Origin of the sequence: Pseudomonas sp. LM13, assembly GCF_041381355.1 — a bacterium.
Lineage (GTDB): Bacteria > Pseudomonadota > Gammaproteobacteria > Pseudomonadales > Pseudomonadaceae > Stutzerimonas > Stutzerimonas frequens.
The window spans coordinates 21,838-34,054 of sequence record NZ_JACBXH010000016.1; the positions used below are offsets into that span (position 1 = coordinate 21,838).

Annotated in this window: 11 protein-coding genes and 1 pseudogene; 6 read left to right on the forward strand and 6 right to left on the reverse strand. The window is 67.1% G+C overall.

All coding sequences use genetic code 11. The annotated features are described in order from the left end of the window. Positions 1–80: 80 nt before the first annotated feature. The 3 genes from HZR81_RS11960 (at position 81) to HZR81_RS11970 (ending at position 4,017) form a co-directional block, all read left to right on the forward strand. Positions 81–551, forward strand: coding sequence for a (2Fe-2S)-binding protein (locus HZR81_RS11960; RefSeq protein ID WP_003302655.1), 471 nt, complete (start codon positions 81–83; stop codon positions 549–551). Continuing rightward, positions 552–2,834, forward strand: coding sequence for a xanthine dehydrogenase family protein molybdopterin-binding subunit (locus HZR81_RS11965; protein ID WP_500128197.1), 2,283 nt, complete (start codon positions 552–554; stop codon positions 2,832–2,834). A gap of 157 nt (positions 2,835–2,991) precedes the next feature. Continuing rightward, positions 2,992–4,017: an XdhC family protein gene (locus HZR81_RS11970; RefSeq protein WP_226685727.1), complete on the forward strand. Its 1,026-nt coding sequence runs from the start codon at positions 2,992–2,994 to the stop codon at positions 4,015–4,017. 125 nt (positions 4,018–4,142) lie between these two features. Here the strand turns inward: HZR81_RS11970 and HZR81_RS11975 are convergent. The 6 genes and pseudogenes from HZR81_RS11975 to HZR81_RS12000 all read right to left on the reverse strand — a co-directional run. Then, a pseudogene (locus tag HZR81_RS11975) lies at positions 4,143–5,084 on the reverse strand (MBL fold metallo-hydrolase); the annotation flags it as partial. 251 nt (positions 5,085–5,335) lie between these two features. Then, a complete protein-coding gene (locus HZR81_RS11980) occupies positions 5,336–6,094 on the reverse strand; it encodes an SDR family NAD(P)-dependent oxidoreductase (protein WP_500128198.1) in 759 nt (252 codons plus the stop codon). A 380-nt stretch (positions 6,095–6,474) separates the two neighbouring features. Beyond that, on the reverse strand, positions 6,475–7,434 hold the full coding sequence (locus HZR81_RS11985) for an alpha/beta hydrolase (RefSeq protein WP_500128243.1): 960 nt from the start codon (positions 7,432–7,434) through the stop codon (positions 6,475–6,477). Between the two features lie 238 nt (positions 7,435–7,672). Continuing rightward, the gene (locus HZR81_RS11990) at positions 7,673–8,314 is read right to left on the reverse strand and encodes an SDR family oxidoreductase (protein WP_500128199.1); all 642 of its coding nucleotides are present in this window, start codon (positions 8,312–8,314) and stop codon (positions 7,673–7,675) included. Between the two features lie 233 nt (positions 8,315–8,547). After that, complete coding sequence (locus HZR81_RS11995; protein WP_500128200.1) at positions 8,548–9,747, reverse strand: MFS transporter; 1,200 nt, start codon at positions 9,745–9,747, stop codon at positions 8,548–8,550. A gap of 150 nt (positions 9,748–9,897) precedes the next feature. Then, positions 9,898–10,251 carry a cyclophilin-like fold protein gene (locus tag HZR81_RS12000; RefSeq protein ID WP_500128201.1) on the reverse strand — a complete coding sequence of 118 codons (354 nt, stop codon included), beginning with the start codon at positions 10,249–10,251 and terminating at the stop codon, positions 9,898–9,900. Between HZR81_RS12000 and HZR81_RS12005 the strand changes: the two genes are divergently transcribed. The 3 genes from HZR81_RS12005 to HZR81_RS12015 all read left to right on the forward strand — a co-directional run bounded on the left by HZR81_RS12005 (position 10,250) and on the right by HZR81_RS12015 (position 12,082). Beyond that, positions 10,250–10,492, forward strand: coding sequence for a hypothetical protein (locus HZR81_RS12005; protein ID WP_500128202.1), 243 nt, complete (start codon positions 10,250–10,252; stop codon positions 10,490–10,492). The genes HZR81_RS12000 and HZR81_RS12005 overlap by 2 nt on opposite strands. A gap of 63 nt (positions 10,493–10,555) precedes the next feature. After that, positions 10,556–11,461 carry a LysR family transcriptional regulator gene (locus tag HZR81_RS12010; protein ID WP_500128203.1) on the forward strand — a complete coding sequence of 302 codons (906 nt, stop codon included), beginning with the start codon at positions 10,556–10,558 and terminating at the stop codon, positions 11,459–11,461. Between the two features lie 228 nt (positions 11,462–11,689). Further along, positions 11,690–12,082, forward strand: a complete 393-nt coding sequence (locus tag HZR81_RS12015) for a GFA family protein (protein WP_500128204.1) — start codon at positions 11,690–11,692, stop codon at positions 12,080–12,082. Positions 12,083–12,217 lie beyond the last annotated feature (135 nt).

The window sequence follows — 12,217 nt, forward strand, 5'->3', positions numbered from 1 at the left end:
TATTTTCCGGGAAAATTCCGAGCGCGTATCACCCGCGATGGGCCATGGCCGTGGCCCTTTGCCTTCCCGAGGAGTTCACCATGGCGAGACTTCAGGTCAATGGCCAGGCCAGGGACATCGAAGTCCCCGACGACATGCCGCTGCTGTGGGCGCTGCGCGACGAGCTGGGCATGACCGGCAGCAAGTTCGGTTGCGGCGTGGCACTGTGCGGCGCCTGCACGGTACACATGGACGGCGCGCCGGTCCGCGCCTGCATCACGCCCGTTTCGACGGCGGCCGGGCACGCCATCACCACCATCGAAGGCCTGCAGGCCGACCGCGTGGGCCAGGTGGTGCAACGCGCCTGGCTCGAACAGAACGTCGCCCAGTGCGGCTACTGCCAGGCCGGCCAGATCATGACGGCCGTGGGCCTGCTCAAGAGCACGCCGGCGCCCAGCGAGCAGCAGATCGAAGAAGCCATGAGCGGCAACATCTGCCGCTGCGGCACCTATCCGCGCATTCGCGCCGCCGTCCAGCAGGCGGCGCAAGTCCTTGCGCAGGGGGACCAGTAGATGACCGGCAGCGCACTCTCCCGACGTCGTTTCCTGCAGGGCAGCCTGGGCCTGCTGACGCTGGCCGTGACGGCCAGGGGCCTGGTCAGCGTCGCCTGGGCCGACGACGCTCCCCGATACGGTGCCGACGGCATGCCCGGCGGTACGGTGGACGATCCGCTGGTCTTCGTCTCGATCGCGACCGACGGCACCGTCACCATCGTGGCGCACCGCGCCGAGATGGGCACCGGCGTGCGCACCAGCCTGCCGATGGTGGTGGCCGACGAGATGGAGGCGCGCTGGGACCGGGTCAAGGTCGTGCAGGCCGAGGCCGACGAGGCGCGCTACGGCAACCAGAACGTGGACGGCTCGCGCAGCGTGCGGCACTTCCTGATGCCCATGCGCCGCGTCGGCGCGGCCGCCCGGCAGATGCTCGAAGCGGCGGCCGCCGCGCGCTGGGCGGTGCCGGTCGCCGAGGTCAGGGCGACGCAGCACGAAGTCCTGCACCTGCCCAGCGGTCGCCGCCTGGGCTACGGCGAACTGGCGGCGGATGCGGCCAGGCAACCCGTGCCCACGGGCGATACGCTGCGGCTCAAGACCCGCGCCGAGTTCCGCTATATCGGCAAGGACCGGGTACGCCTCGTCGACCTGGAAGACATCGGCACGGGCCAGGCCATCTACGGCATGGACATGCGCCTGCCCGGCATGGTCTACGCCGTGGTGGCGCGCCCGCCGGTGGTGGGCGGCACGCTGCGCCGGCTGGACAGCCGCAAGGCGCTGGCGCTGCCCGGCGTGCTGCAGGTCATCGAGATTCCCGCCTTCAAGGGCGCGCCGGCGTTCCAGCCGCTGGGCGGCGTGGCCGTGGTCGCGCGCAACACCTGGGCCGCCATGCAGGGCCGTGCCGCGCTGGAACTCGAATGGGACGACGGCGCCAATGCCGGCTACGACTCGGCCGCCTATCGCCAGGCGCTGGAAGAGGCTTCGCGCGCGCCCGGCAAGGTGATGCGCGACCAGGGCGACGCCCCGGGCAGTTGGGCGCAGGCAGCGGAGCGCGAGCGCTTCGCCGCCGAGTACTACGTGCCCCACCTGGCCCATGCGTCGATGGAGCCGCCCGTGGCCACGGTGCGCATCCAGGACGGCCGCGCCGACGTCTGGACCTCGGTCCAGAACCCCGTCGCCGCCCGGGACGCCGTGGCCGCCCGGCTCGGACTCCTGCCCGAGAAGGTCAAGGTCAACGTCCTGCTGCTGGGCGGTGGTTTCGGCCGCAAGTCCAAGCCCGACTTCGTCGATGAAGCCGCCATCGTCGCCCGGGCCATGCCCGAAGGCACCCCGGTCAAGCTGGTGTGGACGCGCGAGGACGACATCCGCCACGACTACCTGCACACCGTCTCCTGCGAACGGCTGGAAGCCGTCGTCGACCGGCAGGGCCAGGTGCGTTCCTGGCTGCACCGCAGCGCCGCGCCCACGATCGCCTCGCTGTTCGCCGAAGGGGCGAAAGGCCAGCAGCTGTTCGAGTCGGCCATGTCGGCCATCAACATGCCCTACCGCATCCCCAACGTGCGCGTGGAAACCGCCGAGGTGCCGGCGCATGCGCGCATCGGCTGGTTCCGTTCGGTGGCCAACATCCCGCATGCCTTCGCCGCGCAATGCTTCATCGCCGAACTGGCGCATCGCACCGGCAAGGACCACCGGCAGTTCGCCCTCGACCTGATCGGGCCGGCACGCCGGCTCGACCCCGGCACGCTGGCCGACACCTGGAACTACACCGAGTCGCCCGAACGCTACCCCTACGACACCGGCCGCCTGCGCGGCGTGATCGAGGCCGCCTGCGAAGGCGCCGGCTGGGGCCGCGAACTGCCCGAGGGCCATGGCCTGGGCCTGGCCTTCTGCTACAGCTTCATGAGCTACACGGCCAGCGTGGTCGAGGTGGCCGTGGACGACGAGGGCGAGGTGCGCGTGCTGGCCGTCGACATGGCGCTGGACTGCGGCCCGCAGATCAATCCCGAACGCATCCGCGCGCAGATGGAAGGCGGCGCCATCATGGGCCTGGGCCTGGCGCTGGCCAGCGAGATCACCTTCGAGAGCGGCCGCGTGCAGCAGAGCAACTTCCACGACTACGAAGTGCTGCGCCACTCCGCCTCGCCGCGGCTGATCCGCACCCACCTGGTCAACGACGACCACGACCTGCCGCCCGGCGGCGTGGGCGAGCCGCCGGTGCCGCCCGTGGCGCCGGCGCTATGCAACGCGATCTTCGCCGCCACCGGCAAGCGCGTGCGCAGCCTGCCGGTGCGCAGGGTGGCGTAAGAACCGGCCCGGAAGTCGCCTGTCGTGGGCTTCGGGCACGCCGGGCGATTCGCCGCCGGTCGGCGCACACGACCTGCGACGGGGCGGGCACGGTCTAGTACACAGGAATGCCCTGCCGCGCTTGACGGCCGCTCATGCCCGATAAGGAACCACGACATTGGAAAGCATCGATGTACGCGTACTGCGCACCGCCCGCGACTGGCATGCGGCCGGACATCGGCTGCTGCTGGTCACGGTGGTCAAGACCTGGGGCTCGTCGCCGCGCCCCGTGGGCTCGATGATGGCATTGCGCGAGGATGGCCGCTGCGTGGGCTCGGTCTCCGGCGGCTGCATCGAGGATGACCTGGTCCACCGCTACACCCGCGCCTACGGCGGCGCGGGAGACATCGGGCAGACGACGCCCGCGGTCGTGCGCTACGGCGTCACCGCGGACGAGGCGCATCGCTTCGGCCTGCCCTGCGGCGGCACGCTGGAACTGCTGCTGGAGTTCCAGCCGGACTTCACGGCGCTCGACGAACTGGTGCGCCAGCTGGAATCGGGACGGCTCATGCAGCGCACGGTCGACTGCGCCAGCGGCGCGGTGACGCTGCAGCCGACCTCGATCCCCGAGGCGCTGCGCTTCGATGGCGCCAGCCTGTCCTGCACCCTGGGGCCGCAATACCGCATGCTGCTCATCGGCGCCGGCGCGCTGGCCGAGTACGTGGCCACCATGGCCCTGTTCAACGACTTCGCGGTGACGGTCTGCGATCCGCGCATCGAACATCGTGGAACCTGGACCGTGGCAGGCGTGGCGCTCAGCACGGAAATGCCCGACGACGCGGTTCGTACCCTGAATCCCGACCCGCGCACCTGCATCGTCGCCCTGAGCCACGACCCCAAGCTCGACGACCTGGCCCTGCTGGCGGCGCTGCACAGCCCCGCCTTCTACGTCGGCGCCATCGGCTCGCGGCGCAACACCGCGAGCCGCAGGCGCCGCTTCATCGAGCACTTCGACGAGACGGAGGACTCCCTGCGGCATCTGCATGCGCCGGTCGGCCTCTACATCGGCAGCAAGACCCCCGCCGAAATCGCGGTGAGCGTGATGGCAGAAATCCTGGCGGTGAAGAATGGGGTGAAGCCTGGCTTGAAGCTTGAAGCTTCCTCCCACCATGCGCTGAACGCCTGGGCACGGCCATCCAGGTGAATGGGGCGGCCGATCTCCGGCGTCCACAATGCATAGCTGCGTCCCTGGCTGGCGACGGTGATCCGCTTGAACGGATCGTCCCAATCGTGGGGAGAGATGGAAAAGCGGCCAGCATGCGCGGGTGTCAACACCTTCGCTCGCAAGTCTTCAGCCGCCTGCGCTGCCTGCTCGGGGTTCATGTGCACATTGGCCCAGCGCGGATCGTACTGGCCCATATCGAGCGCCACCCAGTCGAAAGGACCAAGCCGCCGGCCGATCTCGACGAAGTGCGGCGCGTAGCCGCTGTCGCCGCTGAAGAACAGACGGCGCTCGGGCGATACCAGCGCGAAGCCGACCCACAGCGATCTGTTGCGCGTCAAGGTACGCCCGGAGAAATGTCGGGCCGGGGTGACGTGGATCTGCAGCCCTGGTGTCGGCTCGACGACATCGAACCAATCGACCTCGCGCACGATGTCCATGTCGTAGCCCCATGCCTCGAAGTGCGCCCCCACCCCGAGCCCGGCCACCACCCGCCTGACCTTGGCCTGCAGCGCCAGGATGCTCGGATAGTCCAGGTGGTCGTAATGATCGTGGGTGACCAGCAGCACGTCTATCTTGGGCATGTCCTGCGCCGTATAGAGGCTGGTGCCTTCGAAGGCCAGATTCGCCCGCGGCACGGGTGCGGCATTGCTGCTGAAGACCGGATCGATCAGGATGCGCTGCCCGGCCAACTGCACGAAGTAGGAGGAGTGGCCGAGCCAGATCACCAGGTCCTGCGCAGGATCGAGCGCCCCGAGATCGGTCTTGATGGCGGGAATCGAACCCGGCGGACGTGGCTGGCCCTTTTCCCCGAAGATCGTCTCCAGCCACATCGACCACTCGGGCTGCTCCGTCGTCCGCATCGGCGTGTCGATCTGGTTGTGGAATGCGCCATCGGCATGGTTGGGCGAGCGCGCGATACGCTCCAGCCACTCGCCGCTCGGCAGCGCGCCGAACAGCGGGTGCTGCAGGTAGGCGGCGATGCCAATACCGCCCAGAACGACAATACCGGCGCATACCATCAGGAAACGCGAGCAGAATTTTTTCATACAGGAGTACTCCGCACTCTCGCTTCGCCGCCCGACTGGCTGCCGTGCGCGTGGCACGGCGCAGGTGAGAACGGCACGCTACGGATGCACTGACCGGTCATCCTGTCGTCAATCCGGGATTTCATGATTCCAACCGCGTCTCGGCGGTTGCCTCCTTTCGTTCTCGATACGATGCGTGTCGGCTGGTGTCTGGCGGCCTGTCCGGCCGGCTGCGGGGAAGCCCGAGGCGACGACGCAACTCCGCGCCGCCATCACGCCAGCTTCGTGCCGGTGGCGCGGGCGAGATCGGCCAGCAGTCGGTCCTGGAGTCCTGCGTCGTTGACGGCGGGATGCGGCTGCTCCCGCTGTTGGTGATGCCAATAGCCGCCGCTGGTCAATGCCTCGAGGTCATTACTGGTCGCGAGCCACTCCTGGGTCAGGTGTCCCAGCCGCAGGTCGTCGGGCGCGCCCGGGCCACCCATCCTGGTCGGTACCCAGCCCGGATCGACCGCGTTGCTGTACACCTTCGACCACAAGCGCGCGACGGCTGCGGCCAGGGTGGTGACGAACAGCTTGCTGTCCGAGTAGCTCCCCGTGGACGTGCGGCCGGCCCAGTCCATGCCGGCTAGGTCGGCGCGCCCGCCCCGGTGCATGCTGCTGCTCAGGTAGATCAGGCGCTCGGGGCGCTGGATCAGGGCCGTGAGCAGGTATGGCGCGACGACGTTGACCACCAGCAACTGCGAGCCTGAAATGATGCCGGCGTTGTGGATAACGGCATCCATCCGGCCGATCGCATTGACCTGGCTGGCGAGATCACGGATTTGCGCAACGTCCGACAGATCGCCGATCGTGGCGATGGCGCCCTGCTCCAGCAGTTCCTCGACGGCGGGCAGCCGGGCCCGGGAACGGACGTGCACGACGACCTCGTGCCCCTCGGCGAGCAGCGTCCGCGCCGCGGCATGGCCCAGTCCATCGGCCGAACCGGTGATGAACACACGGGCCTTGCCGGCACCTCGTTGTGCCCTGGGCATGGAGGTCTCCTTACGTGGATTCGGTGGCGTTTGTGCCCAGCATGCGGTGGCGGGCAGGAGCGATCCTGCGACCAGTGCAGCCCCCAGCTCAGCGCCTGCGGTGAGAAATCTTCGACGGTCCATGGGCGTGTCTTCCGGTTCTGGCCGCCAGATTCAACATGACCTGTGGCGGCGTATCGTTGCCAGGCGAATCATCGGCTCGAAGCAGGCGCACGCATCAAGATTGCGACGTTTGCCAGCAACGATAACCGTTGTATCCGGCGCGGCAAGGGCACCACGGATCGCACGTGCCATTGCCGCGTATCGAGCGCACGCCCGCGGGGCTTCGCCGCCCGGCATGTCATGAATCCGCACCGAATCATGAGGGACTCATTCAGTCCCTAGCGCAGGTGTTCGCCGAAGAACGCCGTGATCCTGTCGAAGGGGATCTTGTCCAACTGGTCGTACAGGTCGACGTGGCTGGCGCCCGGGACGATCAGCAGTTCCTTCGGCTCGGCCGCCGCCTCGTAGGCGGTTTCGCTGAAGTAGCGCGAATGCGCGTTCTCGCCATGGATCAACAGGACCGGGCGTGGCGAGATTTCCTCGATGTAGGTGAGCAGCGGCATGTTCATGAACGACAGCGGCGTGGTGATCGTCCAGGCATTGCCGGAGTTGACCGCCCGCGGATGGTAGCCGCGCGGCGTCCGGTAGTAGTCGTGGTAGTCGACCAGGAACTGCGCCTCGCCACCCTGCAGTTCGTTGTAGGGCGGCTGGTAGGCGGGGGTACCGTTTTCCGCGTCCTGCCAGCGCTGCCGGCTCAGTTGCTCCAGCGTCTGCGTGCGCTGTTCGAGGGTCACGCTGTCGTTGTAGCCCTTGGACATGACCCGCGTCATGTCGTACATGGTGCTGGCCACGACGGCCTTGACGCGCTTGTCCACGGCCACGGCGTTCAGCGCCATGCCGCCCCAGCCGCAGATACCGATGATGCCGATGCGCTCGCGATCGACTTCCGGGCGCAGGCCGATGAAGTCCACCGCCGCACTGAAGTCTTCGGTATTGATGTCCGGCGAGGCGACGTTGCGCGGCTCGCCGCCGCTCTCACCGGTGTAGGACGGGTCGAACGCCAGGGTGACGAAGCCGCGCTCGGCCATGGTTTGCGCGTACAGGCCGGACGACTGTTCCTTCACCGCGCCGAACGGGCCGCTGACGACGATCGCGGGAAGCCGCTCGCCGCTACGCTTCTTCGGCAGATACAGGTCGGCCGCCAGGGTGATGCCGTAGCGGTTAGTGAACGTGATCTTCTGGTGGTCAAGGTTCTCGCTTCGAGGGAAGACCTTGTCCCATTCCTGTGTCAGTTGCATGGTGCCTGCCTCGCTGCTGCTGGAAGTCGCTGCCGCCAGGGCCGCCGGCCCGGCGAGAAGCGCTGCCGAGCCGACGAGAAGGGAGCCCTGGATGAACGCTCTGCGGGAGCCGGGCTGCCCGCTGGTGGCGATCTTCGGGTTGGATTCGTTCATGGTTTTCTCCTTGGCGTTGGAGGTTCTGGTGTTCTCGGGGCGTACGGGGCCGTGATGCGCCAGGACAGGTGCTCATCGTGGTTTCCTAGCGATAGGCAGCGGGCCTGTTCCCCTCGGTATGAGGCTGGCTGATGCCGAGGTTTTCGTTGACGTGGCGCTCGGGATGCTCGACGAGATCGGCCACGAAGCGCCCAAGACTGGCGCGCGAGGTCTCCGTGCCCTTGTAGATCTCCCCCTTGTGCGTCAGCTGGACCTCTTCGGTGGTTTCATCCGTCAGCCAGACCGGGCGCAGGATGGTGTAATCCAGGGAGGAACTCTCGATCACCTCGGCCGTTTTCAGATTGGTGGGTCGGGTCTGCCCTACCACGCTCTTGTCCCAGGAATTGAACGGCTCGGGCAGTTCGTCGTAGATGCCTCCGGCACTGATGGCGATGATGCGGCGAACGCCAAGCGCCTCCATCGTCTCGACCAAGGCTTGCGTGACGTCGCCGAGGTCCATGCCGCCCAGCGCACTGATGACGATATCCTGACCCTGGAGGGCCTTTTTCAGAGCATCTGGACTGCGGGCGTCGCCCTCGACCACCTGGACGCGCGGACTCTTGAAATCATGCAGGCGTTCGGCGTGGCGCGCGAAAAGCATCAGCTCCACATCGCCCTGCTCCAGCAGGCGTGGAACGATTTCCCTGGCTGTGCGGCCGTTGGCGCCCAGTACGATGACTTTCTTCATCAGGACCGCCCTCCGTTCACCTTTTGCCGAAGTTCACGCCAGCCCGGTTGCTCGCATTGAAGGGCCGCCGAGTCGCATTCAGGACGGTCGAGCTTCCCGTCCAGCGACGTCAGCGCGTGAATGATGACGCAGGGTTTGTTCAAGCTATTTCTCCCGTTCTTTCAGTGAGACACGGCCCTGGAAGTCATAAGCCGGCTTGATGATCGGCTCTCCAATGTCGTCGGAAGCCCCCGTCAGGCACGCGCCGCCGCTCCGCGCGCCGTCATGGCCGCCAGGGCGGCGCAGCTCGCCAGCAACACGGCGCTCATGATGAACGTGCTCCGGTAGCCGCTGTGGTCGAACAGCAGGCCACCCAGGGTCGAACCCAGCGCGATGGACAACTGCACGACGGCGACGAACAGGCCACCACCCGCCTCGGCATCCCCGGGAAAGACCCTGGCGATCCAGGACCACCAGCCCACGGGCGCGGCAGTGCCGGCCAGCCCCCACAGGCCCAGCAACACGATGACGATGGCCAGCCAGCTGCCGAAGGCGATCAGCGCCAGGGCCGTCACGGCCATCAACAGCGGGATGGCGATCAGCGTCTGGTAGAAACCCCGCTGCAGGACCCGGCCGATGAGCACGGTGCCGATGAAACCCGCCGCGCCGATCACCAGCAGAATGAGCGATATCGCGCTTCCCTGTACGCCCGTGACCGTTTCCAGGAACGGCCGCACGTAGGTGAACAGCGCGAACTGCCCCATGAACAGCAGGCTGCTGGCCAGCATGCCCACGCCGACGCCGGGACGCCCGAGCAGCGTGAACACCTTGAACGCACTGGCGCTGCCCGACGCCCGCGCCGCGGCCGGCATGGGAGGCAGCGTCCTCCATTGCCAGGCCAGGGCGATCAGGGCTACCGGCACCAGGCAAAGGAAAGCGCCGCGCCAACCGATGACGGTTCCCAGGTAGGCGCCCAGCGGCGCGGCCACCACAGTGGCCAGTGCGTTGCCGCCGTTGACGATGGCCAGGGCGCGCGGCACATCGCGCGACGACACCAGGCGGATGGCCATGGCCGCCGACATCGACCAGAAACCGCCGACGACCACGCCGATCAGCGCCCGGCCCAGCATGTAGGTGAAATAGTTCGGCGCCAGCGCGACGATGGCGCCCGACACACCCATCGCCGCCGTCAGCCCGAGCAACAGCGTCTTGCGGTTCAGGTTGCCGGCCAGCGTCGAAATGAACAGGCTCGTCAGGACGGCGAATGCGCCGGAGATCGCGATGCCCTGCCCCGCCATGCCTTCGCTGACCCGGAGGTCATTCGCCATGGGCGTCAGCAGGCTGACGGGCAGGAATTCCGATGCGATCAGCGCGAACGCGCAGAACGACAGGGCGAAGACGCCGCTCCAGGAGGCCGCTTGTCCGGCTTCGTATGGGGTGTCGGTGCCGGCCATGGGCGCGGCGGATGTTCGAGCGGTCATGAAAGCCTTGTCTGTGCTTCGATCCGAGAGTGAAAGGTCGTGCCCGGCCAGCTAGGGCGTGCATCGCACGAGGAACGGGAAACGAACGAAGCTGCCGCGCCGTCCAGGCGCGCAGCCGAGGCATCAGTTCCCGATTCGCTCGATCCGTAGCTGATACGGCCCGGGTCTGGCCAGGATGGACAGGCCTTCCTCCACCTTGCCCAGCGGCAGCAGGCCCCGCGCATGGGGTCGACGCTCGACGAAAATCGCCAGGTTGCCCCAGGGCGCGTAGTGGGTCAGCTCGCCGGCCACCGGCGCCATGCCGTCCGGCGCGCCTTGCGTGGACAACTTGCGCGGCAGGCTGGATACGCGCTCGATGGTGGCGTAGTCCTCCATCGTCAGCGACAGCGGCAGCAGCGTGGCGAAATCACGCGCGGTGGCATTGTCGTACAGCGTGGCGGTGGCGCTTTGGCCATCGACGATCAGGCGAATCTTCATGGGGAATTCCTTCGCGGGCGTGGCTGGCTGCGCCACCGAGTTGCCGGGTAAGCAAGCCGCCAGTCCCAGCAACGAGCTGGCGAACAGCGGCAAGGCCGAGCGACGCAACGAAGGCCAGGAGAGAGGAAAAGGCTTTTTCTTCATTGCCATGATGTCCACTGTCGCGGTGGCATCCGTTGCCACTCTGTTCCGTTCGTTTTCATGCCGGATAATGTTCCCGCAAGAATGCACCCGCAACTAGCTAATCAATCCTTAAAACGGATATAAGAACTACTAATCAATCATTCATGCGAAACTGCGCCCCATGGTCAGACGCAACCTCAACGATCTCCTCTCCTTCGTCACGGTGGCGCGTGCGGGCAGCTTCACGCGCGCCGCCGCCCAGCTGGGCGTGACGCAATCGGCGCTCAGCCAGGCGATCAGCGGCCTGGAGAAAAGGCTCCAGATCCGCCTGCTCACGCGTACCACGCGCAGCGTCTCGCCCACGGCGGCGGGCGAACGGCTGCTGCATGCGATCGGCCACCGCTTCGACGAAATCGAGGCGGAGCTGGACGTGCTGACGGAGATGCGCGACAAGCCGGCCGGGACGGTGCGGATCACCTGCGCCGATCACGTCCTGCGCACCACGCTGCTGCCGAAACTCGCCCCCTTGCTGCACGAGTTTCCGGACATCAACGTCGAATTCGACGTCAATTACGGATTCAGGGACATCGTGGCGGATCGCTTCGACGCGGGCGTGCGCCTGGGCGACACCATCGACAAGGACATGATCGCGCTGCCCATCGGCCCCAAGCTGCGCATGGCCGCGGTCGCATCACCCTCCTACTTCGCCCGCAACCCCATACCGAAGGCGCCGGGCGACCTCATGGCGCACCGCTGCATCAACCTGCGCTTCCCCACCCATGGCGGCCTGTACGTCTGGGAATTCGAGCGCCGGGGCCGGCAGTTGAACGTCCGCGTCGATGGCCAGCTGGTCCTCAACAGCACGCCCCATATCGTGCAGGCGGCGCTCGAAGGGTTGGGCATCGCCTTCCTGCCGGAAGACGAATTCGCCCCGCATATCGAGGAAGGCCGGCTGGTGCGCGTACTGGAGGACTGGTGTGCGCCGTTCGAGGGTTACTACCTCTACTACCCGAGCCGCAAGCAGCCGTCGCCGGCCTTCTCGCTGGTCGCCGAAGCGCTGCGTGTCGCGGGGCCGGGCGGGGCGTAACGCCGCTAGCGTTCACAAGAACGGCCCGCCTGGAGGTCGCCGGCGAAACGATGGCCGGCGCCCTCACGCCGGTCGCCGGGTGGCTTGAAGGTGAGCCAGCGGGGCCTTTAACCGATGCACCGCCCTGGCGCGTGGGCGAAGTCGGCATGCTTATACCTTGAACTGCTATTTTCACGACACAGGCAGGCGCGCAAAGCCCAGCGCCATTTGACTCAGAGAAGCTGCGCCATGACGCGATTCAGCGGTGGTTGCCTGTCCGGCGACGTCCGCATCGTGGTGTCGGGCCGCCCATATCGGGTCGGCCTTTGCCATTGTCTCGACTGCCGCAAGCATCACAGGGCCCTGTTCCACGCCTCGGCGATATTCCCCCTGGCGGCGGTGACGGTCACGGGCGAGACACGCGACTATCCCGGGCGGTTCTTCTGTCCCCGCTACGGCTCGTCCGTCTTCGCGCGCCCCGCGGACGAAATCGAAGTGAGCCTGGGAGCCCTGGATGTCCCCGACCTGCTGATGCCCACCTACGAGCTCTGGACCGTCCGCCGCGAGTCCTGGTTGCCGGCGTTTCCGCTCAAGAGACGCTATGCGCACGATCGCGACGCCAGCGGGCGCCTCGAGGAGTAGCCCGGCACCAGCGGACCGGGGCGCCGCACCTTGTCGCCTTTGCGACAGTTGCCCCGCCCCACTCCGCCACTTTGTTCGTTGCGAAACAACGAATCCCGCCTACGCGCTGGAAAAATCGTTCAAAAACAATGCATT